24 protein-coding genes and 3 tRNA genes are annotated in these 23,772 nt (G+C 59.6%); 12 read left to right on the forward strand and 15 right to left on the reverse strand.

Annotation, left to right across the window (positions count from 1 at the left end; translation table 11 throughout):
- From ACR0AP_RS07295 to ACR0AP_RS07310, 4 genes are all read left to right on the forward strand, one after another.
- Complete coding sequence (locus ACR0AP_RS07295; RefSeq protein ID WP_480475875.1) at positions 1-1,050, forward strand: quaternary amine ABC transporter ATP-binding protein; 1,050 nt, start codon at positions 1-3, stop codon at positions 1,048-1,050.
- A complete protein-coding gene (locus tag ACR0AP_RS07300; protein WP_480506233.1) occupies positions 1,047-3,113 on the forward strand; it encodes an ABC transporter permease in 2,067 nt (688 codons plus the stop codon). Before ACR0AP_RS07295 ends, ACR0AP_RS07300 begins: the two co-directional genes overlap by 4 nt.
- Before the next feature lie 106 nt (positions 3,114-3,219).
- Positions 3,220-3,885 (forward strand): NnrU family protein, encoded by a 666-nt coding sequence (locus ACR0AP_RS07305; protein WP_480506234.1) that lies wholly within the window; start codon positions 3,220-3,222, stop codon positions 3,883-3,885.
- Between the two features lie 70 nt (positions 3,886-3,955).
- Positions 3,956-4,477: a DUF2478 domain-containing protein gene (locus ACR0AP_RS07310; protein ID WP_480506235.1), complete on the forward strand. Its 522-nt coding sequence runs from the start codon at positions 3,956-3,958 to the stop codon at positions 4,475-4,477.
- 231 nt (positions 4,478-4,708) lie between these two features.
- Here ACR0AP_RS07310 and ACR0AP_RS07315 read toward each other — a convergent pair.
- Positions 4,709-4,792 (reverse strand) — tRNA-Tyr (locus ACR0AP_RS07315).
- A 116-nt stretch (positions 4,793-4,908) separates the two neighbouring features.
- Between ACR0AP_RS07315 and rlmB the strand changes: the two genes are divergently transcribed.
- The 3 genes from rlmB to ACR0AP_RS07330 all read left to right on the forward strand — a co-directional run bounded on the left by rlmB (position 4,909) and on the right by ACR0AP_RS07330 (position 7,200).
- On the forward strand, positions 4,909-5,679 hold the full coding sequence (gene rlmB, locus ACR0AP_RS07320) for a 23S rRNA (guanosine(2251)-2'-O)-methyltransferase RlmB (RefSeq protein ID WP_480506236.1): 771 nt from the start codon (positions 4,909-4,911) through the stop codon (positions 5,677-5,679).
- Positions 5,680-6,101: 422 nt separating this feature from the next.
- Positions 6,102-6,533 (forward strand): YHS domain-containing (seleno)protein, encoded by a 432-nt coding sequence (locus ACR0AP_RS07325; RefSeq protein WP_480481912.1) that lies wholly within the window; start codon positions 6,102-6,104, stop codon positions 6,531-6,533.
- 196 nt (positions 6,534-6,729) lie between these two features.
- Entirely contained in the window at positions 6,730-7,200 is a 471-nt protein-coding gene (locus ACR0AP_RS07330; RefSeq protein ID WP_480481910.1) for a CoA-binding protein, read from the forward strand.
- Here the strand turns inward: ACR0AP_RS07330 and ACR0AP_RS07335 are convergent.
- The 3 genes from ACR0AP_RS07335 to hisF form a co-directional block, all read right to left on the reverse strand.
- Positions 7,197-7,769: a hypothetical protein gene (locus tag ACR0AP_RS07335; RefSeq protein WP_480481908.1), complete on the reverse strand. Its 573-nt coding sequence runs from the start codon at positions 7,767-7,769 to the stop codon at positions 7,197-7,199. The two genes, ACR0AP_RS07330 and ACR0AP_RS07335, sit on opposite strands and share 4 nt — an antisense overlap.
- A gap of 69 nt (positions 7,770-7,838) precedes the next feature.
- Positions 7,839-8,156, reverse strand: a complete 318-nt coding sequence (locus tag ACR0AP_RS07340; RefSeq protein ID WP_480481906.1) for a phosphoribosyl-ATP diphosphatase — start codon at positions 8,154-8,156, stop codon at positions 7,839-7,841.
- The gene (hisF, locus tag ACR0AP_RS07345) at positions 8,153-8,914 is read right to left on the reverse strand and encodes an imidazole glycerol phosphate synthase subunit HisF (RefSeq protein WP_209504552.1); all 762 of its coding nucleotides are present in this window, start codon (positions 8,912-8,914) and stop codon (positions 8,153-8,155) included. The genes ACR0AP_RS07340 and hisF overlap by 4 nt, the downstream gene beginning before the upstream one ends.
- Positions 8,915-9,031: 117 nt before the next feature.
- Here hisF and ACR0AP_RS07350 point away from each other — a divergent pair, with 117 nt between their 5' ends.
- Complete coding sequence (locus ACR0AP_RS07350) at positions 9,032-9,478, forward strand: DUF302 domain-containing protein (protein WP_480506237.1); 447 nt, start codon at positions 9,032-9,034, stop codon at positions 9,476-9,478.
- A gap of 4 nt (positions 9,479-9,482) precedes the next feature.
- Here the strand turns inward: ACR0AP_RS07350 and hisA are convergent, their stop codons facing one another.
- On the reverse strand, positions 9,483-10,202 hold the full coding sequence (gene hisA / locus ACR0AP_RS07355; RefSeq protein WP_480486320.1) for a 1-(5-phosphoribosyl)-5-[(5-phosphoribosylamino)methylideneamino]imidazole-4-carboxamide isomerase: 720 nt from the start codon (positions 10,200-10,202) through the stop codon (positions 9,483-9,485).
- Between the two features lie 134 nt (positions 10,203-10,336).
- Here hisA and ACR0AP_RS07360 point away from each other — a divergent pair, with 134 nt between their 5' ends.
- On the forward strand, positions 10,337-10,738 hold the full coding sequence (locus ACR0AP_RS07360; protein WP_480481901.1) for a DUF2147 domain-containing protein: 402 nt from the start codon (positions 10,337-10,339) through the stop codon (positions 10,736-10,738).
- 3 nt (positions 10,739-10,741) lie between these two features.
- Here ACR0AP_RS07360 and hisH read toward each other — a convergent pair whose 3' ends face one another.
- Together hisH and hisB are read right to left on the reverse strand one after the other, a co-directional pair.
- Positions 10,742-11,380 (reverse strand): imidazole glycerol phosphate synthase subunit HisH, encoded by a 639-nt coding sequence (hisH, locus tag ACR0AP_RS07365; RefSeq protein WP_480506238.1) that lies wholly within the window; start codon positions 11,378-11,380, stop codon positions 10,742-10,744.
- A complete protein-coding gene (gene hisB, locus ACR0AP_RS07370; RefSeq protein WP_480506239.1) occupies positions 11,381-11,968 on the reverse strand; it encodes an imidazoleglycerol-phosphate dehydratase HisB in 588 nt (195 codons plus the stop codon).
- Positions 11,969-12,122: 154 nt separating this feature from the next.
- Here hisB and ACR0AP_RS07375 point away from each other — a divergent pair, with 154 nt between their 5' ends.
- Entirely contained in the window at positions 12,123-12,362 is a 240-nt protein-coding gene (locus tag ACR0AP_RS07375) for an Lrp/AsnC family transcriptional regulator (RefSeq protein WP_209504547.1), read from the forward strand.
- Here the strand turns inward: ACR0AP_RS07375 and ACR0AP_RS07380 are convergent.
- From ACR0AP_RS07380 to ACR0AP_RS07390, 3 genes are all read right to left on the reverse strand, one after another.
- A complete protein-coding gene (locus ACR0AP_RS07380) occupies positions 12,359-13,219 on the reverse strand; it encodes a GNAT family N-acetyltransferase (protein WP_480506240.1) in 861 nt (286 codons plus the stop codon). The genes ACR0AP_RS07375 and ACR0AP_RS07380 overlap by 4 nt on opposite strands.
- Before the next feature lie 81 nt (positions 13,220-13,300).
- Positions 13,301-13,375 (reverse strand) — tRNA-Gly (locus tag ACR0AP_RS07385).
- Between the two features lie 33 nt (positions 13,376-13,408).
- Positions 13,409-13,483, reverse strand: a tRNA-Gly gene (locus tag ACR0AP_RS07390).
- 150 nt (positions 13,484-13,633) lie between these two features.
- On the opposite strand from ACR0AP_RS07390, the gene ACR0AP_RS07395 reads away from it, so the two are divergent.
- Positions 13,634-13,786: a hypothetical protein gene (locus ACR0AP_RS07395; protein ID WP_209597812.1), complete on the forward strand. Its 153-nt coding sequence runs from the start codon at positions 13,634-13,636 to the stop codon at positions 13,784-13,786.
- Positions 13,787-13,801: 15 nt separating this feature from the next.
- Here the strand turns inward: ACR0AP_RS07395 and ACR0AP_RS07400 are convergent, their stop codons facing one another.
- The 4 genes from ACR0AP_RS07400 to ACR0AP_RS07415 all read right to left on the reverse strand — a co-directional run bounded on the left by ACR0AP_RS07400 (position 13,802) and on the right by ACR0AP_RS07415 (position 20,798).
- Positions 13,802-14,185, reverse strand: coding sequence for an MAPEG family protein (locus ACR0AP_RS07400; protein WP_480506241.1), 384 nt, complete (start codon positions 14,183-14,185; stop codon positions 13,802-13,804).
- Positions 14,186-14,263: 78 nt separating this feature from the next.
- On the reverse strand, positions 14,264-17,701 hold the full coding sequence (locus ACR0AP_RS07405) for a pyruvate carboxylase (protein ID WP_480506242.1): 3,438 nt from the start codon (positions 17,699-17,701) through the stop codon (positions 14,264-14,266).
- Positions 17,702-17,855: 154 nt separating this feature from the next.
- Complete coding sequence (locus ACR0AP_RS07410) at positions 17,856-18,983, reverse strand: alpha-hydroxy acid oxidase (protein WP_480506243.1); 1,128 nt, start codon at positions 18,981-18,983, stop codon at positions 17,856-17,858.
- A gap of 39 nt (positions 18,984-19,022) precedes the next feature.
- The gene (locus ACR0AP_RS07415) at positions 19,023-20,798 is read right to left on the reverse strand and encodes a sensor domain-containing diguanylate cyclase (protein WP_480506244.1); all 1,776 of its coding nucleotides are present in this window, start codon (positions 20,796-20,798) and stop codon (positions 19,023-19,025) included.
- 180 nt (positions 20,799-20,978) lie between these two features.
- Between ACR0AP_RS07415 and ACR0AP_RS07420 the strand changes: the two genes are divergently transcribed.
- On the forward strand, positions 20,979-23,474 hold the full coding sequence (locus ACR0AP_RS07420; RefSeq protein WP_480506245.1) for an ATP-dependent helicase: 2,496 nt from the start codon (positions 20,979-20,981) through the stop codon (positions 23,472-23,474).
- A 4-nt stretch (positions 23,475-23,478) separates the two neighbouring features.
- Here ACR0AP_RS07420 and ACR0AP_RS07425 read toward each other — a convergent pair whose 3' ends face one another.
- Positions 23,479-23,769 (reverse strand): DUF1330 domain-containing protein, encoded by a 291-nt coding sequence (locus ACR0AP_RS07425; protein WP_480506246.1) that lies wholly within the window; start codon positions 23,767-23,769, stop codon positions 23,479-23,481.
- Between the last annotated feature and the right edge of the window lie 3 nt (positions 23,770-23,772).

Raw genomic sequence — 23,772 nt, forward strand, 5'->3', positions numbered from 1 at the left:
GTGACGGACACGACTATGCCAGCCATCGCCTGCCGGAATCTCTGGCAGGTGTTTGGCCCCGGCGCTGACAAAGCCCTGACCGACGCGCTGTCTCGGTCAGGGAATGACGCCGACAAGGCTGCCGCCGCCCTTCGGGAACAGGGGCTGATTCCCGCAGTTCAGGATGCCAACTTCGAAGTTCAGGAGGGCGAGCTTTTCGTCATCATGGGCCTGTCAGGCTCGGGCAAATCCACGCTGATCCGCTGCATTTCGCAGCTGCTGCCCGGCACGGGCGGTGAGATTCGGGTGGACGGCGAAAATGTCATCGGAGCCTCGAAGAAGGCCCTGACCGAGTTGCGCCGCAAAAAACTGGGCATGGTGTTCCAGCATTTCGGCCTGTTCCCGCATATGACCGTTTCCGAAAACGTGGCCTATCCGCTGCGCGTGCAGGGTGTGGGCAAGAAGGAACGGCTGGCGCGCGCACAGGAGGTGATCTCACTGGTCGGTCTGGAAGGGCGCGAAGACAGCTTTCCGCGCCAGCTTTCAGGTGGCCAGCGCCAGCGTGTGGGCATTGCCCGCAGCCTCGCCGTAAATCCCGATATCTGGTTTCTGGATGAACCGTTCTCGGCCCTCGACCCATTGATCCGCCGCCAGTTGCAGGATGAATTCCTGCGCATTCAGGCGACGCTGAAGAAATCCATCGTCTTTATCACCCATGACATTCAAGAGGCGCTGAAGCTGGCCGACCGCATTGCAATCATGCGCGACGGCAAGATTGTTCAGATCGGAACGCCCACAGATATCGTGTTGCGCCCGGTGGATGATTACGTGCGCGAATTCTCGAAGGATGTCGCCAAAGGTCAGCACGCCAAAGTCGCCTCGGTCATGCGGAGCGAGGCGGAATGTGGCCCGGATGATCCCGGCCTCACCACCTCGATGACGCTGGACGCAGCCCTTGCGCATTGCATGGAGCTGTATGAACCCGTGCCCGTACGGGATGAGGCAGGCAATGTCGTCGGCACGGTGCATCCGTCCGATCTGGCCGCAGCTCTCCAGGTGGACGAGACATGACCGCCATAACCGACCTCCCGACACGGCGCAGTGCGCAGTTGACGGCAGGTGCGAAGGCCGCCCTGATAACTGTTATCGTCGGTGCAGTTTGCCTCGCGCTCGAGGGTATCGCCCCGTGGCTGGTCAAGTGGCCCGCCGCGTGGGAACTGCCTGCAACCCAATGGGTTGGCGCGTTTCTGGACTGGTTTCTGAACCTGATCAAACCGGCAATGCGGCTGTTTTCGGACCTGATGACCCACCCAATGAACTGGGCGAATTTCGTGCTAGGCAAAACGCCATGGCCTATCCTGATCGGGATTGTGACCGCGTTGGGCTGGTATCTGGGCGGCTTGTCCATGGCCGCACTTGGCTTTCTGGGCCTCAGCTTTGTTTTGGCCTCGGGCTATTGGGCCGAAAGCATGAATACGCTGGCGCTTGTTGCCGTCTCTGTCCCTGTGGCGTTGGTCATTGGGGGCGGCATCGGCATCCTCGCCAACGAAGTGCCAAAGGTGAAAACCTTTGTACAGGCCGTGCTGGACATCATGCAGACGGTGCCAACCTTTGCCTATCTGACACCGCTGCTGCTGCTGTTTGGATTTGGTCCTGTTGTTGGACTGATTGCTTCGGCCATCTATGCCGCACCGCCCATGGCGCGCAATGTGATGCTAGGATTGGAACGGGTAGAGCCCGAGATCAAAGAGGCCGCCATAATGTCCGGCGGTACTCGGTTCCAGCAACTGTTCCAGGTCGAAATCCCTGCCGCCACCACTCAAATCATGGTCGGTGTAAACCAATGCCTGATGGCTGCTCTGTCGATGGTTATCATCGCCGCCGTCATCGGTGGGTTCAACGATATCGGCTGGGAGGTTCTGCTGACCATGCGCAAGGCGCAGTTTGGCGAATCGCTGATGGCGGGTCTGGTTATCGTGGTCTTTGCCGTTGTGATCGACCGGATGAGCGGCACTTTGGCGACCGAGCGTAAACGCTATGACAGCCGTGTTGTCTGGGCGATGCTGGGCTTTGCTGTTGTCTTCACGGCGGCCTTCTGGGCGTGGTTGCCAAACCCTGCGGAACTGACCCTGCTGGACCCGATGGCCGAAGCCGTGGACAGCGGCCTGACCGCATTCACGCAGGCCAACGGCCAGTGGCTGGACGCGCTCAAGAACAACTCGCTGTTCTATGTTCTGCTGCCGCTGCGGATCGGGTTGGATCAGGCGGTGCTGCCCTTCACATGGGGTTTCCAGTGGACGTCTAGCATGAGCTATGTCCTGTTCGCAGCCGGTGCCGGGATTGCGCTTTTGATGGCGTGGCGCGGGCAGCTGACTGGCGGGCTGGTTGTTATGATCCTGATCGGAATGCTGGAAACCGGTATCGCGAACCTGCCGTGGCCCTTTGTCCTGACCGGCGCTGCTGCGCTGGGGTGGGTCGCCGGGGGCTGGCGCTTGGCCGCGCTCTGCGTGGGGTTGCTCTGCACCATCCTCGTCTCAGGCCTGTGGGAAAGGGCGCTGCTGTCGCTTTATCTCAGCGGTGCAGCGGTGTTTACCTGCGCTTTGGCAGGTGGGCTGATCGGCCTTGCCAGCGCGGTATGGCAGCCTGTGTGGAACGTGGTTCGCCCGATCTGCGACATGTTGCAGACGATCCCCCTTTTCGTGTTCCTGATCCCGGTGCTGATGGTGTTCCAGATTGGCGAGTTCTCGGCCTTTCTGGCCATCTGTGCCTATGCGATTGTCCCGATGATCCGCTACACGCGGCACGGGCTGGTCAATACACCGGATGAGATGATGGAGGCCGCAATTTCAAGCGGTGCGACCGAGTGGCAGATCATGCGCGATGTGCGGGCACCTTATGCGGCCCCGACCATCCTGCTGGGGCTGAACCAGACCATCCTTTATGCCTTTGCCATGCTGGTCATCGCGGCACTGATCGGGACCACCGGTCTGGGCCAGTCGATCTATCTGGCGCTGGGCCAGGCGGATGTGGGGCTTGGTATTTCGGCCGGGGCCGCGATGGCGATTCTGGCACTGATTGCCGACCGCATCGTGCAGGGCTTTGCCGAAGAACGCCGCGCGGCGCTTGGGCTGTAATACAGCGCAGGGGCGGTGCGTCCGCCCCTGCGACCCAACTTGATTTCGGGCAAGGAAGTCGCTGTCCTCCCAGTATAGACCGACCCCAACACGTTTGGAGAATATCATGACTGGTTGGGGCCTATTTCTTGCAGCACTCATCGTTTTCCTGCTCAGCCATGCAATTCCTGTACGGCCCACCGTGCGGGGATGGCTGATCGGCACACTCGGGCGCCGGGGGTATTTCTCGGCCTATTCACTTCTGTCTTTGGTCGTGCTGGCCTGGCTGATTGTCGCCGCGGCAAACGCCCCCTATGTCGAGGTCATTCCACCGTTCGCAGTCTTGCGCTGGGTGCCGATACTGATCATGCCAGTGGTGTGCTGGCTGGCTGTGGCCGGGCTTGCGATCCAGAATCCGTTTTCTTTCGGAGGGATGGGCAAAAGGCCCTTTGACCCCGAACACCCCGGTATTCTGCGCACCACCCGCCACCCGATCCTTGCCGCGCTGCTGTTGTGGTCTTTGGCGCATCTTCTGGCCAATGGAAGCCTGTCACATGTGATCCTGTTTGGCCTGTTTGCCGGATTTTCTGTTATAGGCACGATCCTGATCGACAGGCGTAAATCGCGTGAGATTGGCTTTGAATGGGTCCGGTTGTCGCGAAATACGGCGCGGTTCTCACTGCGCTTTCCGCGTCCATGGCCACGCCCTTGGATCTGGCTAACCGCACTGGCCGCTTATGCGGTTCTTCTTCACCTGCACGCACCTGTGATCGGTCTGTCGCCGCTGCCTTGACTGGGGGAGTGGTCGGGCAGCACCTTGCGTGCTATTTGAAACGTCACAATCGATTTACAAGAGGTCCAAGATGCATCTGGCCTATGTCACCACCACCGACCGCGGCGCGACGGATCGCCTGCTCAGCGCTGTTGCTGAACGTCTGCTGGCGTCTGGCGCGAAACTGGCCGGTGTCGTGCAAACGAACACGGAATGTACCGACAGCAGCAAGTGCGACATGGATGTCCGCGTGTTGCCGGATGGTGAAACCATCCGAATCTCACAATCACTGGGCACCCAGTCGCGCGGCTGCCGTCTGGACCCCGCTGCGCTGGAACAGGCGGTTGGGTATGTGACTGCCTCGCTTGCGAACGCACCAGACCTGCTGATTATCAACAAATTCGGTAAACATGAATCCGATGGGCGGGGGTTCCGCCCGGTGATCGGCGAAGCGCTGGCGCTGGATATTCCGGTGCTGGTCGGCGTGAACGGGTTGAACGCGGAAAAGTTCAACGCTTTCGCCGAAGGCGCAGCGGAAGCCCTCCCGGCGGATCTGGACGACATCGTAGGCTGGTTCAACCGCATAGCGCAGATGCGCCCGGCTGCGGAATAGGTGGGCAATCGACCGGCGCATTGATCTGAACGTCATGACATGAGGTGGCGAAGACCACGCGGCCCCCTTCGTTCACAATCCGGTCGGGTTAGCGCCGGGTTAATATCTGTAAAACGGATCAGGGCTGCCGCATCTGAGAATGGCGGCAGACCAACAGCAATGACACAGCTGCCAGAGAATAACGCAGCGCGGGACACGCGTCCGGACCATCTTCGGAATATGTTGGAAAGATGGTGGGCGACCCTGGAATCGAACCAGGCGTGCGTCTCCGCGAGGGAGTTACAGTCCCCTGCCACACCTTGCGGCCTGTCGCCCACTGTCAGGCGTTGCACCTGACGTGGAGGCGTGATTACTAGCGCACCAAAGGAGCGTCAACAGGAAAATTTCCCTTTGACGCAGGAAACCGAATTCCCGGCCCGGAGGCCCGTAAAATGAAGAAACCCAAATGGGTCGTCGAAAAGGAACAGGCGCGCAAAGCTGCTGCTGCGGAAACAGTCTGGCTGTTTGGCCTGCACGCGGTTCGCGATGCGCTGATGAACCCAAAACGGCAAAAACTACGCCTGATGGTGACGCGGAATGCGTGTGACAAACTGGCGGAAGCTATTGAATTTGCGCGGATCGGGGCCGAGATGGTCGACCCGCGCAAGTTTTCTGCGCCCATCGATGCTGGATCCGTGCATCAGGGCGCAGCGCTGGAGGTCAAGCCGTTGGAATGGGGCAGTCTGGCAGATAACTGCATCGGTCGCGAAAACCCTCGCGTCATTCTGCTGGACCGGGTCACCGACCCGCACAATGTCGGGGCGATTCTGCGCTCGGCCGAAGTTCTGGGGGCCAGTGCTGTGATCGGCACACGCCACCATTCCGCGCCCGAGACCGGGGCACTGGCAAAAACCGCCAGCGGTGCGCTTGAGCGGCAGCCCTATCTGCGGGTGCGCAACCTTGCGGACGCGATTGTCGAGCTTCAGGGCATGGGCTTTCTGGTCCTTGGGCTGGACGGAGAAGCCGATGTGACAATCGAAGGTGCGCTAAGCGATGGCCGTGACCGCCCTGTCGCGCTTGTGCTGGGCGCGGAGGGTCCGGGCCTGCGGCAGAAGACAAAGGAAACCGTGGATCAGTTGGTTAAAATTGACGCAGCCGGGGGATTTGGTTCGCTGAACGTCTCAAATGCTGCGGCAATCGCCTTATATGCATCGCGACCCTGAGCAAAGGAGAGCGTCATTCCCGGTCCTGCCAAAATCGCGACCTGCTGCTATTGCGGCACCCGGGCTGCCTTGATCCTGAAAGGCAAGGAACGGCACGAGCTTAGCTGCTCCAGCTGTGGAGCGCCGCTGCACAACCTGAAGATGTTGCCCGCGCGGAAAGTACACAAACCCGAACCGCTGCGCGTAGCTGTGTCTCATGCTGCCCCGCGGAAAACAAAGCGCAAAAAGAGGAAGAAGACCATGCTTGCGCGCGTGTTCGACGAAGCATGGGACGTGATCGAAGACATCTTTGACTAAGTTTCAACTGGCGAACACTCGTTCACATCCGCGTCAACAGGGGTTCCGAAAAACGCGAAAAGTTGCATCTTGATGGTCTTGAATGTGCAGATTCCCATATGACGATGCTGAACCGACGTACTTTTATGAGCTCGCTGAGCACTGTATTGCTGGCTCCTGCCGTGTTTGCGCAGGACAATCCCGTGTATTACGCCACTGACGGTGTGGCGTTGGCGGGGTATGATCCCGTGTCCTATTTTGACAGCGACGCGCCTTCAAAAGGGGCACCCGAAAACGCGGTCATGTGGAAGGGCGCCCGGTGGCATTTCAAATCGCAGGCAAATCGCGAGCTCTTTGAAGGCAACCCGCGCGCCTTTGCGCCGCAGTTCGGTGGTTATTGCTCGTACGGGATGGCGATGGGTGTGTTGAAAAGCACGGATCCGAATACGTGGCAGGTGGTCGATGGGCGTCTTTACCTGACGCATTCACCCGCGGTCGAGGAAATCTGGCAGCAGAATCAAACAGGATACATTGCGATGGCAGAAGAAAACTGGCCCGCAATTCTCTATGGGGAGTAGGCAGGGTTCAGCTAATTGTGAAAAGTCATCACAAAAATGCGCCACCCCTCTTTTTTTTAACGGATCCATGCTTAAATGTCACAGTGACCGCGGAACGGAACTGCCGCGGGTCATTTCACTGTCCCTCGTTCCAACAACTGGCGCCCAAGCTTTCTTGGGCGCTTTTTTCTTTTTGGAACCCTGTTAAGGATAGGGCATGCCAGACTATTCCGATCAGTACCTTAAGGCTATTTTGCAACGCACCAAGACGGTGGCCGTTGTCGGCGTTTCCATGAACCCTGTGCGACCCAGCTATTACGTGGCGCGCTATTTGTCGCTGAAAGGGTTCAAGGTGATTCCCGTCAATCCGGGCCACGCGGGCAAAGACCTGTTTGGTCAGACGGTTCGCGGCAGCCTGTCAGAGATCTCCGAGCCTGTAGACATGGTGGACATTTTCCGGCGGTCCGAGGCCGTGCCACCCATTGTAGATGAGGCGCTGGAGGCTTTCCCGTCGCTCGGTACGATCTGGATGCAGATTGGCGTGGAACACCCTGAAGCGGCGGTAAAGGCTCAGGCCCGTGGCGTGGATGTGGTGATGAACCGTTGCCCAAAGATCGAATATCAGCGCCTGTTTGGCGAATTGCGCATGGGCGGATTTTCGACCGGGATCATCTCGTCCAAGCTTTAGGGTTTGGCGGGGACGTAAGGTTTCAGACGGGCGACCTGTTCCTTCCGCCGCTTTTCCAGCACCACGTCGCGCGGAACCCAGTCATACCGGGTATCCTCGACCAGCGGAGACCAGAACAACACGCCGCCATAACGCCACGGGTCCAATACGACACCGTCATACAGCGTCGCACCTTTACCGCTGATGATTGCGGTGCTGTGGTCGATCCGCGTCGGGTTGTCCGCGTTTGCAATGGCACGGTGCAGCTCCAGTGTCCGGAAGTTTTCCTGTTTCAGCCGCCGCTCGATATCCTCGGCCCAATGCCAGCACAGCCCACGCGGGCGCAGCCCCTTGTTGACCTTCATGTTATGGATCAGGGGCGGGTCTGTGATCTGGTATTCCTCGACCAGCTGAGCGGTATAGGCGTAAGCAATTCCCGCTGCGCGTCGGGCCTCCTCAGGGTCGATATCCGGGCCAAGGCCCTGAATCTCCGTGGCGAGCCGCTGCACCTCATCCCCGGTCGAGCGCGGCGGCGCGGCGCAGCCAGCGACGATGGCAAGGGTTGCCACAAGCATCAAAATTCGGATCATAACGCGCCTTCGCCCTGACAGTCTGGCATCCGAGTATAACGGCCCAGGAGCCAGTGCGGAACCCGGACGTTACCCTTTGGGGCGGGCAGCTTTTTCGGCGATACCGCTGGTGCCCTGACGGCGGTCCAGCTCGGCCAGAACATCATCCAGCGCCACGTCCCGCGCGGCCAGCATGACCAGAAGGTGATACAACACGTCCGCCGCTTCCGAGGTCAGCTTAACCTGATCCCCTTTTACGGCTTCGATGATGGCCTCTATGGCCTCTTCACCGAATTTCTCGGCGCATTTCTCAGGGCCTTTCGCAAGCAGCTTGGCCGTCCAGCTGCTTTCGGGATCAGCCCCCTTGCGTGCCTCGATCGTGGCGGCCAGATCGTGCAAGATGCTCATGTTAGCCTCATGGGGATGCCAGCTGCGGCCATATGTTCCTTGGCCTCGCGGATGGTGTATTCGCCGAAATGGAAAATCGATGCCGCCAACACGGCGCTTGCACCGCCCTTGGTGACGCCCTCGACCAGATGGTCCAAAGTACCAACACCGCCCGAGGCGATCACGGGCACATCCACCGCGTCGGAAATGGCGCGGGTCAGCGGCAGGTTGAACCCGGATTTGGTGCCGTCGCGGTCCATCGAGGTCAGCAGGATTTCACCGGCCCCCTTGGAGACCACGGTTCTTGCAAAGGCAACCGCGTCAATGCCGGTGGGTTTGCGCCCACCATGGGTAAAGATCTCCCACTTGCCGGGGCTGACTGTCTTGGCGTCGATGGCGCAGACAATGCACTGACTGCCGAACTGATCTGCCGCTTCGGCAATCACATCCGGATTGGCAACCGCGGCCGAGTTGAAGCTGACCTTGTCCGCCCCCGCCAGCAGCAAGGCGCGCACATCGTCTTTTGTTCGCACCCCACCGCCCACGGTCAGTGGCACGAAACACTGTTCCGCCGTACGCTGCACCACATCGAACATGGTGCCGCGATTCTCATGGGTCGCGTGAATGTCGAGAAAGCAGATCTCGTCCGCTCCGGCAGCATCATAGGCCTTGGCCGATTCCACCGGGTCGCCCGCATCGCGCAGGCCCACGAAATTTACGCCTTTGACCACTCGGCCATCGGCAACATCAAGGCAGGGAATGATCCGGGTTTTCAGCATAGGATATCCTTTATGGGCGCACCTCTAGCGGCAAAGCCCTGCCGATGCCAGACTTGTGATTGTGAGAGGTCTCAATTCTGTGAAAACTGGGGTGAATTTCACAGAAGGAATATCGATATGCGTAGACTGATACTGGCTTGTGTTTTTTCAATCGGAGGCGCGCTGACCGCAATGGCAGATGATCTGATCAAGGTTCAAACCGACAAATCCGTGGCCGAGGCGCTGGACGCGCTGGAAGCCGTCGTCGGAAATGCAGGCGCAACCGTGTTTGCCCGCATCGACCACGCGGCCGGGGCGGAAAAGATCGGTACGTCCATTCCTGCCAATCAGGTGCTGATCTTCGGCAACCCGGCGCTGGGTACGCCAGCCATGCAGATCGACCCGCGCGCCGGGCTGTTTCTGCCTCTCAAGGTGCAGGCGTACGAAGATGCCAATGGTCAGGTCTGGCTAATCTATGAAGACCCGAAAGAGACATTGGACGACCTGAACGATGTCGACAAATCACCGGTCATCGAAAAGATGCGCGGTGCACTGGCCAAGCTGACCGCCGCAGCCGCGCAATAACCGATCACGACAGGGCGCGGATGGCCTCGGCCAGGTCAATTGCGCCATCATAAAGCGCCCGGCCTGAAATCGCGCCGTTCAGCGCAACGCCGCAATCGCGAAGGGCGATCAGGTCGTCCAGTGAACTGACACCGCCCGAGGCGATCACAGGGATGGAAACGGCCTGTGCCAGGGCTGCGGTCGCTTCGATGTTCGGGCCCTGCATGGCACCGTCTCGGTTGATGTCAGTGTAGATGATTGCGGCCACGCCCGCGTCTTCGAAACTACGGGCCAGATCGGTAACCTGAACATTGGTCTCTTCGGCCCAGCCTTTGGTGGCCACCATGCCGTTGCGTGCGTCGATGCCGACAGCGACCTTGCCGGGAAAGGCTTTGGCTGCTTCGCGCACCAGACCGGGGTTTTCGACAGCGACAGTGCCCAAAATGACCCGCGCCAGCCCCTTCTCGATCCAAGTTTCGATCGTGGCCATGTCGCGGATGCCACCACCCAGTTGCGCAGGCACCTTGCACGCTTTCAGAATTGCCTCAACCGGTGCTGCGTTGACCGGCTCGCCTGCGAATGCGCCGTTCAGGTCGACCAGATGCAGCCATTCGCACCCCGCCTCGACAAAGGCACGGGCCTGAGCGGCCGGGTCTTCGTTGAACACGGTGGCCTTGTCCATTTCACCACGCAGCAGGCGTACGGCCTGGCCGTCTTTAAGGTCGATGGCGGGGTAGAGGATCATGTCAGGCGGCCCTATATCACTGTTACACGCGCGGGATATCGCACAAGCAGGGCAGGGGATGCAACGCGACGCTGGGTCATTCTTGCCCGCCGCCCATTAGCGGGTCAGACTGCCCACAAAACAGGGAGAAAATCATGAAGACTTTTACTCTTTCAGCGGGCCTGATGCTGCTTGCTACAGCTGCATTTGCGGACGATCCGGTTGACGGCCTGTGGAAAACCGCGCCGGGCGACACGGGTGGCTATCTGCATGTGACGATTTCCGAATGCGGCAGTGCGATCTGCGGCACCATCGACAGCGCGTTCGACGCGGATGGCAACCAGCAGCTGGAATATGAGAACCTTGGCAAAAAGATCATCTGGGACATGGTCCCCGAAGGGGGCGGCAGCTATGACAGCGGTAAGATCTGGGCCCCCGACCGCGACAAAACCTACAACTCGAAAATGTCTCTGGACGGCCAGAATGCGCTGACCGTCAAGGGCTGTGTGGCGGGCGGCCTGATCTGCCGCGGGCAAACCTGGACGCGGGTTCAGTAAGCCTCAGGGCTTCCAGGTCAGGAAGTTGCCCAGCATACGCAGGCCAACATCCTGGCTTTTCTCGGGGTGAAACTGCATCCCAACCATCGTGTCGCGGCCAATCACGGCCGTGACGTCCTGCCCATAGTCCACATAAGCCAATCGCTGCGCCGGGTCGGACACGCGAAAATGGTAGGAATGGACGAAATAGGTGTGATCGCCTGATTTCACCCCGGCAAAGATCGGGTGATCGCTTTCCAGAACCAGATCGTTCCAGCCCATATGCGGCACTTTCAAAGCGGCATCTGACGGTTCGATTCGAACAACATCGCCTGCCACCCAGCCCAGACCATCGGTCTCGGTGTATTCATGGCCTTTGGTTGCCATCAGTTGCATGCCAACGCAGATGCCCAGAAAAGGGCGGCCCTTCTGTTCGACCGCTTCGACCATCGCGTCATAAATACCCTTGTGGCCGCGCAGCTCGGCAGCACAGGCCGGGAAGGCACCATCACCGGGCAGAACCAGTCGGTCCGCACGCGCAACTACATCCGCGTCCGAGGTGACAACAACGTCACCTGCGCCGACCTCTTGCGCCATGCGCTGAAACGCCTTTTCCGCTGAATGCAGATTGCCGCTTTCGTAATCAATTATGGCTGTGAGCATTTACAACGCGCCCTTGGTCGACGGAATCGCATCCGCTTTGCGCGGATCGGTCTCAACCGCATCCCTCAACGCGCGTGCAACGGCCTTGAACGCGGCCTCGGCGATGTGGTGACTGTTGAAGCCGTGCAACTGGTCGATATGCAGGGTGATGCCGCCATGGGTGCTGAGCGCCTGAAAAAACTCGCGCACCAGTTCTGTGTCGAACGTACCGATCTTTTGCGTCGGCAGATCGACATTCCAGATCAGGAACGGGCGGCCCGACAGGTCCAGCGCACAGCGCACTTGCGCGTCATCCATCGGCAGATGGCATTCGCCATAGCGCCGGATACCCTTCTTGTCGCCCAGGGCCTGTGTCAAAGCCTGACCCAGCGCGATGCCGGTATCCTCGACCGTGTGGTGATCGTCGATGTGATAGTCGCCCTTGGCGCGGATTGTCATATCGATCAACGAGTGGCGCGCCAGCTGGTCCAGCATATGGTCAAAGAACCCGACGCCGGTCTGATTGTCATATGTACCGGTGCCATCCAGATTGACCTTGACCGAAATATCGGTTTCGGCGGTCTTGCGGCTGATCGAAGCGGTGCGCATGGGCGAAATCCTTTTGCTACAGGCGCGCTTATAGACGGGGTGGGGTGGGTTGATCCAGACCATGCGTTGCAATCGCTGCAAACTGTTGCAAGGGATTGCACCCGGCCCGGCACCATGTCAGCTTGCAGACAACATGAACCAACAGGGCCAAGCCATGTCCACCTGCGTATTCATCCAGATCCGCTGCAAACCCGGCACCACCTACAAGGTCGCCGAGGAAATCGCCCTGCGCGAAATACATTCAGAGCTTTACTCCACCAGCGGTGAGTTTGATCTGATGCTCAAGCTCTACATCCCCGAAACCGAGGATGTGGGCCATTTCATCAACGAACACCTGCTGGTGATTCCCGATATCGAACGCTCGCTGACGACGATGACGTTCAAGGCGTTCTAACCCAATTCAAACGTTGTCACGCCATAGATGCGGCTCAGGTCGATATCCGGCTGATCGCCGGAATACATCCGGGCCGTTTCGAACACTTTCACAAGCCCCAGCCTGTCGGCCAATGCAAAGGCGGCGTTGTTGGGCTGTGGCATGTCGATGAACACCTCTTGCCCGCTTTGATCTTCGGGCAGAGCCTTTAACACGCTAGCAAGCAGCGCTTCGGCAATGTCGGCGCGGTCCGCAAACAGAGGCCCAACCTTGTATCCGGTCTGACAGGGGCGCAGCGTGGCATAGCCTTTGATCTGCCCGTCTTCGGAAAACACGCGGGACACATGGCCGCTTGCGCTCAGCCAACCATGCAGGAACGCATCGCGCGGGGCTGGGAAAAGCTGACGGTCATAGTCCCTTAACGCATCAGAAACCGTGCTCAGCACGGCAACACCAGCGGTCGGTGCCAGCGCGCGCAAGATATCGGCAACCCGCCCTGAAAAGCGGTAGTTGTTATAGGCAAAGGCGAATCCGGATTTCCGGTAGTTGTCCTGCTGCTCGACCACGCCATCCAGACCCATGTTGCGCCCGGTGCAATGGGCCAGCGCATGCTGCGCAATCTCAAGCCCGTGGCCATGGTGTCTGTATTCCGGCTTGACGATGTAGAAACCCAAAAAGGCAAAATCATCGTCATAATTCACCGCCGAGACAGACGCGATCATTTCGCCATCCAGAAAACCGCCCAGGAACCCGTAAGGGTCAGTACTGCGAAAACACAAGGCATCGTGGTGGCCCGGATTCCACCCCTCACGCCCGGCCCAATCCACAGCCTCCTGCAACTCATCAGCGGTCAAGGGGCGGATAACATAATCAGACATGCGAACATCCCGTGTTGCAAATTGCATTCAGAATGCCGCAACGGGGGCAGAAGAACCAGCATGTTCGGAAGGTTTGGTATCTGGAGCGGGCGAGGCGATTCGAACGCCCGACCCTAACCTTGGCAAGGTTATGCTCTACCCCTGAGCTACGCCCGCATCAGATACATATGTGGTCCGAAGACCTCTCAATGGAGCGGGCGAGGCGATTCGAACGCCCGACCCTAACCTTGGCAAGGTTATGCTCTACCCCTGAGCTACGCCCGCGCCGTTGAGTGAGGAGGGATGTATAAATTCCCACGCGGGGCTGCAAGCGGAAAAACACAAAAAGCGGGAAAAATCTTTTCGACGGAATCCGGCCCGTGACCCGTTCAACCCGTAACTCAAATCAACAAAACACAGGCAGGAGGTGCCGTCATGATATCCGTTGCAGACCTGAAGATCGTGATGCTTGCTGCGATGATTCTGATCGGGGCTGCCATCCTGAAACCGGACCGGCATGAACATGACCGGTTCACACCGGTTCTGCTGGGTGCACCGCAGATCGAAACAACCGTTCTGGCAGGGTAACACCCGCCAGACGGCCTAAAGCGCCAGAATCAGGTTTGCAAAAGCCGCACCCAGAATGGCGAGGAAGGTCAGGCTCATGCCGGCCTGCCGCAGGATGACGATCTGTGGCGTCCGTCCAAATCCGTACGCGTGCAAAAGACGCCCCGCCAGCAACATCAGCCCCAGCAGATGGACCAATATTCCGGCCGCGCCTTGCAACTCGACCATAGCAATCAGCAGCAGGGAAATCGGGGCGTATTCGGCGCAGTTCGCGTGTGTCCGTATCGCCTTGATCATCAGCTTGCCGCCGCCGTCTCCGACCGAGATTTTGTCGCTGCGTCGTTGCAGGATCACTTTGACGCTGAGTGTGACGTAGAGAATTGCGATCAGGGCCGCATAGATCGGGGTGATTGCAAGCATAATGGGTCTCCGCTCAATCATAGAAAAAGGCCGTGCGGTCTCCCACACGGCCCGATGAACATTAGGTTGTTTTCCGTCTTATTCCAGTTCGATCAGAAGGTCCTTTGCGTCAATCTGGCCGCCGGGCTGGATATGCACGGCTTTGACGGTCGCATCACGCTCGGCATGGATGCCGGTTTCCATCTTCATCGCCTCGATGGTCAGCAGCATGTCGCCTTCCTTGATCTGCTGGCCCGCGGTCACGGCAACAGTGGCCACAACACCCGGCATCGGCGCACCGACATGATCGGGGTTGCCGACCTCGGCCTTGGGGCGCGCCTGAGTGGTTGATGTGACCATCCGGTTCGGCACCCGGATCACACGCGGCTGGCCGTTGAGCTCGAAGAACACTTTGACCTCGCCCTTTTCATCCGTTTCGCCAATGGCCTGACACCGGATTTCCAGCGTCTTGCCGGGGTCGATTTCGGCCGTGATCTCTTCGCCGGGCTCCATACCGTAAAAGAAGGTGCGCGTGGGCAGGGTGCGGACCGGGCCGTAAATCCGGTGACGGCCCATGTAATCCAGAAACACCTTGGGATACATCAGGTACCCGTTCAGATCCTCGTCATCGACCTCTTTGCCCTCAAGCTGCTTGGACAGCTCGGCGCGGGTGGCCTCAAGATCGACGGCAGGCACGTCCTTGCCGGGGCGCTGGGTGTTGGGGGCCTCGTCCTTCAGCACCTTCTTGATGATGGTGTTCGGGAAGCCGCCCGGAGGCTGACCCAGATTGCCGCGCATCATGTCGACGACCGAGTCGGGGAAGGCCACATCTGTCGCCGGATCCTCGACCTGCTCGCGGGTCAGGCCCTGACTGACCATCATCAGCGCCATGTCACCAACAACCTTCGACGAGGGCGTTACCTTTACGATATCACCGAACATCTGGTTCACATCGGCGTACATCTGCGCGACCTCGTGCCAGCGCTCTTCCAGACCCAGGCTGCGTGCCTGTGCCTTGAGGTTGGTGAACTGACCACCCGGCATTTCGTGCAGATACACTTCGGACGCCGGGGCCTGCAGGCTTGATTCGAAGGCCGCATATTGGCCACGCACAGCCTCGAAGTAATCGCTGATCTCGCGGATCGCCTTGATGTCCAACCCGGTGTCACGGTCGGTATGGCGCAGTGCCTCGACCACAGTGCCCAGCGTTGCCTGGGACGTGTTGCCGCTGAAGCTGTCCATCGCGCAATCCACCGCGTCCACGCCCGCCTCAGAGGCGGCAAGGATGGTCGCGCTGGCGATACCGGCCGTGTCATGGGTGTGGAAGTGGATCGGCAACCCAACTTCTTCCTTCAGCGCCCGGATCAGAATCTTGGCCGAGGCAGGTTTCAGCAGGCCCGCCATATCCTTCAAACCCAGAACATGCGCGCCTGCGTCGCGCAACTCCTTGGCCATTCCGACATAGTATTTCAGGTTATACTTGGCGCGGTCAGGGTCCAGAATATCGCCGGTATAACAAACGGTGCCCTCGCAGATCTTGCCGCTGTCGATAACAGCATCCATCGCAACGCGCATGTTCTCGACCCAGTTCAGCGAGTCGAAGACGCGGAAGACGTCGATGTTTTTCGACGCCTGGCGCACGAATTCCTGCACCACGTTGTCGGGATAATTGGTGTAACCAACCCCGTTTGCGCCCCGCAGCAGCATCTGTGTCATCAGGTTCGGCATCGCCTCGCGCAGATCGCGCAGACGCTGCCAGGGGCATTCCTGCAGGAACCGGTAGGCCACGTCGAACGTCGCACCGCCCCAGCACTCGACCGAGAACAGCTGCGGCAGGTTCGCGGCATAGGTTGGCGCCACCTTGATCATGTCGATCGACCGCATCCGGGTCGCCAACAGCGACTGGTGCCCGTCGCGCATGGTGGTGTCGGTGATCAGCAGCTGCCGCTGCGCTTTCATCCAGTCCGCCACGGCCTGCGGGCCTTTCTGCTCCAGCAGGTTGCGCGTGCCCATCCGCGGCTCGGCCTTCTGCGCGGGGGGCTTGGCGACTTTCAGGTCGGCGCGCGGCTCGGGGCGGTCCTTGGTTTCGGGATGACCATTCACCGTGATATCGGCGATATAGGTCAGAACCTTGGTGCCCCGGTCGCGGCGGCGCTTGAAGGCAAACAGATCCGGCGTCGTGTCGATGAATTTGGTGGTGTATTCATTCGACAGGAAGGTTGGGTGCTTCAGCAGGTTGATAACGAAATCGATATTGGTGCTGACGCCGCGAATACGGAACTCGCGCAGGGCGCGGTCCATCCGGCTGATCGCCTTCTCGGGCGTCGGCGCCCAGGCGGTGACCTTTGTCAGCAGCGAGTCGTAGTACCGCGTAATGACACCGCCCGCATAGGCCGTGCCGCCATCCAGACGAATGCCCATGCCCGTGGCCGAGCGATAAGCGGTGATCCGGCCATAATCGGGGATGAAGTTGTTCTGCGGGTCTTCTGTGGTGATCCGTGTTTGCAGCGCGTGACCGTTCAGATGCACCTCGGCCTGGCTGGCGGCGCCGGTGGCTTCGGCCAACGTTTTGCCCTCGGCGATCAGGATCTGCGCCTGAACGATGTCGATGCCGGTGACCTCTTCGGTGACCGTGTGTTCGACCTGTACGCGGGGGTTTACCTCGATGAAGTAGAACTTGCCCGTCTCCATATCCATCAGGAACTCGACAGTGCCCGCGCATTCGTAATTCACATGGGCGCAGATCTTACGGCCCAGTTCGCAAATCTCGGCGCGCTGTTCCTCGCTCAGGTAAGGGGCAGGGGCGCGTTCGACGACCTTCTGGTTCCGGCGCTGGACCGAGCAGTCGCGTTCGTACAGGTGATAAATCTCACCATGCTTGTCGCCCAGAATCTGCACCTCGACATGGCGGGCACGGGTGATCATCTTTTCCAGATAGCCTTCGCCATTGCCAAAGGCGGCCTCAGCCTCGCGGCGGCCTTCCAGAACCTTTTCTTCCAGCTCATCCTCCGACTGGATCGGGCGCATCCCGCGTCCGCCGCCACCCCAGGACGCCTTGAGCATCAGCGGGTATCCGATCTCGGCGGCCTCCTTGCGGATCGCGTCCATGTCATCACCCAGAACTTCGGTGGCTGGAATGACAGGCACACCGGCCGCGATGGCCACGCGCCGCGCGCTGGCTTTGTCGCCCAATGCGCGCATGGTCTCGCCCCGGGGGCCGATGAAGGTGATGCCGTTCTTGACGCAGGCATCCACGAAATCCGGGTTTTCGGACAGCAGGCCATAGCCCGGATGGATCGCATCCGCGCCGCAATGCTTGGCCACGCGGATGATCTCGTCAATCGACAGATACGCCGCGACCGGACCCATGCCCTCGCCAATCTGATAGGCCTCATCCGCCTTGAACCTGTGCAGGCCCAGTTTGTCTTCTTCAGCGTAAACAGCGACGGTGCGTTTGCCCATCTCGTTTGCTGCGCGCATGACGCGGATGGCAATCTCGCCGCGATTGGCGATCAGGATCTTGTTGAAGTCTGTCATATCAGGTCCCGGTCTTTGGTGTTTGGGCGTCTTAATGGGCGGAGAATACGCACAGGTACATCCGTTCTTCTGGGTAGAACCGGCATGTTATCGCTCGCAAACGCCCTTTGGCCTCGGCACACTTATAGGGATGCCGCGTTGCAGCATCAATAATTTAGCGTTTCGTCTCAAACTGACACAGATCGGCCAGTCCCATCTGGCCCATATTCGCGTGCAGATCCTGCCTCAGGATTTCGATCACATGCGCCGGGCCTTTGGCGCCAAGTGCCGCAAGACCGTACAAAAAAGCACGCCCCAGCATGACAAAGTCCGCGCCCAGCGACAGCGCACGCAGGATATCCAACCCGCCTTCGACACCGCTGTCGAAAATCAGCGGCAGGCGGGTCGCGTTCCGGATCGCGGGAAGAACCTCGATGCTGGCCGGGGCCGCGTCGAACTGTCGGCCCCCGTGATTCGACACCCACAGGGCGTCCACACCCACCCGTTCCAGCCTGTCCGTGTCCTCGGGGCGCAGGATGCCTTTCACGACGAACGGTCCATCCCAATGATCGCGCAGCCATTTGACGTAATCCAGATCCGGCGAGGTCCGCAGCAGGTATCCGACATGGGCCGTCGGCGGCAGATCACCAGGGTCATCGATATATTTGTCCAGCGTGCGCATGTGCGGAACGCCGCTGCGCAGCATGCCCAGGGCCCATGCAGGTCTTTGGGCGATCTGTGCCAGCAGGCGCGGTGTCAGTTTCGGCGGCTGCCGCAGGCCCGAGCGCGTCTGCCGCTCCCTGCGCGAGGCGACAGGGACGTCAGCGGTCAGAACCAGAGTTCGAAATCCCGCCCCGCGCGCCCGGTTCAGCATGTCCATGCGAATTTCTGGGTCCCTTGGCGGATACAGCTGGAACCACGCGGTCTCGCCCAGATAGGGGGCCAGGTCTTCGGGGCTCTGACTGGCCACCGTCGATAGCGAATAAGGAATGCCTGCCTTGGCGGCGGCCTGCGCCAGCAGTCGCTCTGCATCAGGCCAGACAAGCCCGGACATCCCGATCGGCGCAATACCGAAGGGCAAAGGACAGGTGCCGCCCAGGATTTTCACCGACGTATCGAATTCAAGGTCCCCATGCAGGATCGAGGGGCTCAGACGGACATCATCCAGTGCCTTGCGATTGCGATGCCGCGTCGTTTCAATCCCGGTGCCACTGTCGATATATTCCCACACGAAGTGCGGCAGCCGACGGCGTGCGCGGCGTTTCAGATCGGGAATACCGGGATAGGTACTGTGCAGGTCCATAAGGATTGATCCGGCCTGCGGGGCGATTCGGCAAGGTTTTCAAGCGGCTTCCGGCGATGGGCGTTTACCCGTTGCGGGAACGCGCCTGGCCTGCTCCAGCGCCCCGGCGGCGACGTGAACCTGATTGCGCCCCTTGTCCTTGGCGACATACAGCGCATCATCCGCGGCTCGCATCAGATCCTGCGGCATGGTGCCGTGGGCGGGGTAATGCGCGACCCCGACCGAGATTGTGATACGGGGCAGGGCCTTTTCGCCATAGCGGACAATGACCGCCTCGACCGACTGGCGCAACTGCTCGGCCCGGGTCATGGCATCTTCGGGGCTGTTGTCGGGCAGGATCAGCATGAATTCCTCACCGCCGATGCGGCAGGCGATCTCGTCCCGGTCGCAGCCCTGTTCCAGCGCCGCGCCGACCGCGCGCAACACCATGTCTCCGGCGTCATGACCATGCGTGTCGTTGAATTTCTTGAAGTGATCGACGTCCACGGCAATCAGGCTCAGCGCGGCGCCGGTCTGCTGGCTGCGGCTGATGGCCTTGCGCAATGTCTCAGTCATGTGGCGGCGGTTGAACAGCCCGGTCAGCGGGTCGCGCACCGATTGGTCATGCAGCTGATCGCGCATACGGACATTGGCGATTGCCATGCTGATCTGTTCGGCGCACAGCTGCGCCAGCTTGCGGCTTTTATGGAAACAGGCCTCTCGCCCCTCAGCCGCGCGCAGATGCAACAGACCAACGGTTTCCCCGTGGGCCAGAATGGGAAAACAGAAATAGGGCCGCCCGTCATGCGGTTCGGCATGTTCGCAGACAAAATCGATCTCAGAGGCACCGAACTCATAAGTCCGGCCGCGCCTCAAACCCCAGCATCCTTCCGGATGGATATGAGACTTGTGCGTTCCCCCGTTCCAACTGGCACTCCCGTCCAGCACATCGCGCGAGTTGGAATAGACGTACACGCTCCCCTCGGCCTCGGGCAGGATATGGGTCATAAAGCGCGCCACCATGTCGAAAAGCTCATCCAGTGAGCGGCTTGATTGCAGCCACTCGTTCAACTCGCCCAGCAGGCGCACCTCACGCGCCAGGCGAAGCTGTTCTCCCATCAGTTCGCGTTCTTTCACGGCGCGCTTGTGTAGATCACGCATCTGACGGCGGTTGGTGCGGTGGACAATCAGGATGACCGTGGTCAGCGCCAGCAATGCGACACTGCTCAGCAACGCCAGCGACAGGCGCACGCGCGTGATGAACAGGGTTCTGACATTGGTGATGTCCGAATAAAATTCGATAGCGCCAAGGAAAACGCCGTCCCTGACGATTGGTGTATAAACCTCGGCCACATGTCTGGTGTTTGGGCTTGCATGTCCGGCTGGGTCATTGTCGATCGAGTCAACCTCTGCCGCGGGTTTTTCCGCGTGATTGTAATAAATGCTTCCGGCGGCGACGACCGACTGGAAGTACGGTTTTGTATTCACGGCCCCCACATCGCTGGCACGGGTCGACCAGAACACCTGACCGGACGCATCAAACAGTTTGAACCGGTAGATGTCCGAGGTTTCGGGCAGCAGCATCAGGAATTCCGCGTCATGCTCGTGCAGCTCATGGTACCGAAACGTTGCATCCAGATCGTCCAGATGGCTTTCGACCTGACGGCTTAGCTGCATGGCGTCTTTTCGCAAATCCGATTCCAACATGCGGTCCACAACCGGGGCAGGGGCCGCATAGATGCCCCATCCCGCTGCTGCTGTCAGCCCGATCAGAATCAGGGTAACGCCCACAAGTTTCAGCCGTGACGACCCGCCCGTCAGTTCCTTCGCTTCCATCTGTTCCACTCCCGCAGCAATGGGGTCAGCATCCGGGCCAGGACTTGACAGAGGGTTAACAGCCCCACAGGGCGGCGGCATCTTTGTTTAGAATTGAATGCAAAAAGACGTGAAAAATCCTTGCGAACAAGCCGTGAACAAACTCTTTCCCTCGGCCTCCATCCGGCGTAGTTTGGGGTCATGAGCAGTTTTGACGAAATGGACGCCTTCGAAGGCGCATCCCTGTCGGCGCGGGCTATGGCCGTGCGCCCTTCGCCCTATCTGGATGATCTGAACCCGGCGCAACGTGACGCGGTCGAACGTCTGGACGGCCCGGTTCTGATGCTGGCCGGGGCGGGGACCGGCAAGACCAAGGCGCTGACGGCCCGGATTGCGCATCTGCTCAACACGGCGCGCGCGCGCCCGAACGAGATTCTGTCGGTGACCTTCACCAACAAGGCCGCGCGCGAGATGAAAGAACGAGTGGGCCGCTTGCTGGGCCAGCCAGCTGAAGGAATGCCATGGCTGGGCACCTTCCATTCCATTTGCGTCAAACTGCTGCGCCGCCACGCGGAACTGGTCGATCTGAAATCGAACTTCACGATACTGGACAGCGACGACCAGAAACGAGTGCTGAAGCAGATTCTTATTGCTGAAAACGTCGATGAAAAACGGCATCCACCGCGCGCTTTGGCTGGCCAAATAGACGATTGGAAAAACCGCGCTATTCTTCCAAGCAAGGTGCCATCTAGGGAAGTGAATGAGCTTTGGTCAGACCGTATTTATTCTGATCAGGAAATGGGCGAAACGTCAAAGAAGTATAAATTCAAAAATCGAAATCCATATAGCGGTGCAATCGGTAGGCGATTGATCACGAATCAAGAACTTTACGCCCAATACCAGACCCGCCTGCGCGAGTTGAATGCGGTGGATTTCGGCGACCTGCTGTTGCACATGGTCACGATTTTTCAGACCCATCCGGATGTTCTGGAACAATACCAGCGCTGGTTCCGCTACATCCTTGTGGATGAGTATCAGGATACCAACGTTGCCCAGTACCTGTGGTTGCGGCTGCTGGCCGGGGGTCACAAGAACATCTGCTGCGTGGGCGATGACGACCAGTCGATCTATGGCTGGCGCGGGGCCGAGGTCGGCAACATCCTGCGGTTCGAAAAGGACTTTCCCGGTGCGTATGTCGTGCGGCTGGAGCAGAACTACCGCTCGACCCCGCATATTCTGGCGGCTGCATCGAACGTCATTCGGGGCAACGAAAGCCGTTTGGGTAAAGAGCTTTGGACCGATGCCAAAGACGGCCACAAGGTCAACCTGATCGGTCATTGGGATGGCGAGGAAGAAGCCCGCTGGATCGGCGAGGAAATCGACGCGATGCAGGGCGGGACGCGCGGTATCCGTCCGATGAACCTTGATGAGATGGCGATTCTCGTGCGCGCCAGCCACCAGATGCGCGCCTTCGAGGACCGGTTCCTGACCATCGGTCTGCCCTACAAGGTGATCGGCGGCCCGCGTTTCTACGAGCGGATGGAGATCCGCGATGCCATGGCCTATTTCCGGCTGGTGGTCAGCCCCGAAGATGATCTGGCCTTCGAGCGGATCGTGAACACGCCGAAACGCGGATTGGGCGACAAGGCGCAGCAGACCATTCAGATTGTGGCGCGTGAGAATGGCGTGTCTCTGGTCGAAGGTGCGCGGATTGCAGTCGAAAACGGGCTGATTAAGGGCAAGGGCGGCAAAGCCCTGCGCGAATTGATCGACGGGTTGGCCCGGTGGAATGCGATGACACGCGGTCCCCGGATTGAAGTCGATGATGACACGGTTATTGATGACGGGGTTTCGCCGATCCGCTATGGCGCGCCCGAGCATACGCATATTGAGCTTGCACAGATCGTCCTCGACGAATCCGGCTACACGGCCCATTGGCAGAACGACAAGACCCCCGAAGCGCCGGGGCGTCTGGAAAACCTCAAGGAACTGGTCAACCAACTGGACAATTTCGAGAACCTGCAAGGGTTTCTGGAACATGTCAGCCTGGTCATGGACAATGAACAGGACGGTGACGGGGCCAAGGTCTCGATCATGACCCTGCACGCGGCCAAGGGGCTGGAGTTTCCCGTCGTCTTCCTGCCGGGCTGGGAAGACGGGCTGTTCCCCTCGCAGCGGTCGATGGACGAAACCGGCCTCAAAGGGCTCGAGGAAGAACGCCGTCTGGCCTATGTCGGCATCACCCGTGCCGAAGAGGTTTGTACGATTTCCTTCGCCGCCAACAGGCGGGTATTTGGGCAATGGCAGAATTCCATGCCGTCACGGTTCATTGACGAGTTGCCCGAGGACCATGTCGAGGTGCTGACACCTCCGGGCCTTTATGGCGGTGGGCATCAGACGGCGGGCATAGAAACCCGCGCGGCCGAAGCCAATGTCTATAACTCACCGGGTTGGAGACGGTTGCAGGCGCGGCAGGGCCAATATGGCATGTCGCAACCCCGCGAAAGCCGCAACACGGTGATCGACGCCACCGCACTGGCCAGTTTCACGCTGGGCGAACGGGTGTTTCACCAGAAATTCGGCTACGGCGCGGTGATCGGGATAGAAGGTGACAAGGTCGAGGTCGATTTCGACAAGGCGGGCATCAAGAAAGTGGTCTCGCGTTTTCTGACCAACAAGGATGACGTCCCGTTCTGAACCGTCATATCCCGTCGACCAGAACCAGATTGGTGGTTGCGGTGGCCTGTCGGATCTTCGCCAGCTCAATGTAATCCGGGTCGTCCTTCCAGGCTTTCGCTGCTGCAAGATCCGGAAACTCCATCAACACAATCCCGCCTTCGGGCCAATCGCCTTCGATCCGTTCGACCGGTTTGGATGAGACCGTCAGCAGGCGACCGCCGTGGCGGTCGAAGATCGGCATGAAACCCGCCAGATAGGCCTGGTACCCGTCCGGGTCGTGAATGTTGATCTGTGCAATGAAATAGGCGGCCATGGC

It is taken from the genome of Ruegeria sp. AF7, from assembly GCF_056541885.1.

Excerpts from the sequence above, each read along its gene's own strand:
- ACR0AP_RS07380 (WP_480506240.1), bottom strand. The coding sequence starts at position 13,219 with ATGTCTGATTATGTTATCCGCCCCTTGACCGCTGATGAGTTGCAGGAG.
- ACR0AP_RS07375 (WP_209504547.1), top strand. The coding sequence starts at position 12,123 with ATGTCCACCTGCGTATTCATCCAGATCCGCTGCAAACCCGGCACCACC.
- ACR0AP_RS07420 (WP_480506245.1), top strand. The coding sequence starts at position 20,979 with ATGAGCAGTTTTGACGAAATGGACGCCTTCGAAGGCGCATCCCTGTCG.
- ACR0AP_RS07395 (WP_209597812.1), top strand. The coding sequence starts at position 13,634 with ATGATATCCGTTGCAGACCTGAAGATCGTGATGCTTGCTGCGATGATT.
- ACR0AP_RS07325 (WP_480481912.1), top strand. The coding sequence starts at position 6,102 with ATGAGCTCGCTGAGCACTGTATTGCTGGCTCCTGCCGTGTTTGCGCAG.
- ACR0AP_RS07310 (WP_480506235.1), top strand. The coding sequence starts at position 3,956 with ATGCATCTGGCCTATGTCACCACCACCGACCGCGGCGCGACGGATCGC.
- ACR0AP_RS07425 (WP_480506246.1), bottom strand. The coding sequence starts at position 23,769 with ATGGCCGCCTATTTCATTGCACAGATCAACATTCACGACCCGGACGGG.
- rlmB (WP_480506236.1), top strand. The coding sequence starts at position 4,909 with ATGAAGAAACCCAAATGGGTCGTCGAAAAGGAACAGGCGCGCAAAGCT.
- ACR0AP_RS07330 (WP_480481910.1), top strand. The coding sequence starts at position 6,730 with ATGCCAGACTATTCCGATCAGTACCTTAAGGCTATTTTGCAACGCACC.
- hisF (WP_209504552.1), bottom strand. The coding sequence starts at position 8,914 with ATGCTGAAAACCCGGATCATTCCCTGCCTTGATGTTGCCGATGGCCGA.
- ACR0AP_RS07335 (WP_480481908.1), bottom strand. The coding sequence starts at position 7,769 with ATGATCCGAATTTTGATGCTTGTGGCAACCCTTGCCATCGTCGCTGGC.
- ACR0AP_RS07400 (WP_480506241.1), bottom strand. The coding sequence starts at position 14,185 with ATGCTTGCAATCACCCCGATCTATGCGGCCCTGATCGCAATTCTCTAC.
- hisA (WP_480486320.1), bottom strand. The coding sequence starts at position 10,202 with ATGATCCTCTACCCCGCCATCGACCTTAAAGACGGCCAGGCCGTACGC.
- ACR0AP_RS07350 (WP_480506237.1), top strand. The coding sequence starts at position 9,032 with ATGCGTAGACTGATACTGGCTTGTGTTTTTTCAATCGGAGGCGCGCTG.
- ACR0AP_RS07405 (WP_480506242.1), bottom strand. The coding sequence starts at position 17,701 with ATGACAGACTTCAACAAGATCCTGATCGCCAATCGCGGCGAGATTGCC.
- hisB (WP_480506239.1), bottom strand. The coding sequence starts at position 11,968 with ATGCGCACCGCTTCGATCAGCCGCAAGACCGCCGAAACCGATATTTCG.
- ACR0AP_RS07340 (WP_480481906.1), bottom strand. The coding sequence starts at position 8,156 with ATGAGCATCTTGCACGATCTGGCCGCCACGATCGAGGCACGCAAGGGG.
- ACR0AP_RS07305 (WP_480506234.1), top strand. The coding sequence starts at position 3,220 with ATGACTGGTTGGGGCCTATTTCTTGCAGCACTCATCGTTTTCCTGCTC.
- ACR0AP_RS07360 (WP_480481901.1), top strand. The coding sequence starts at position 10,337 with ATGAAGACTTTTACTCTTTCAGCGGGCCTGATGCTGCTTGCTACAGCT.
- hisH (WP_480506238.1), bottom strand. The coding sequence starts at position 11,380 with ATGCTCACAGCCATAATTGATTACGAAAGCGGCAATCTGCATTCAGCG.
- ACR0AP_RS07410 (WP_480506243.1), bottom strand. The coding sequence starts at position 18,983 with ATGGACCTGCACAGTACCTATCCCGGTATTCCCGATCTGAAACGCCGC.
- ACR0AP_RS07415 (WP_480506244.1), bottom strand. The coding sequence starts at position 20,798 with ATGGAAGCGAAGGAACTGACGGGCGGGTCGTCACGGCTGAAACTTGTG.
- ACR0AP_RS07300 (WP_480506233.1), top strand. The coding sequence starts at position 1,047 with ATGACCGCCATAACCGACCTCCCGACACGGCGCAGTGCGCAGTTGACG.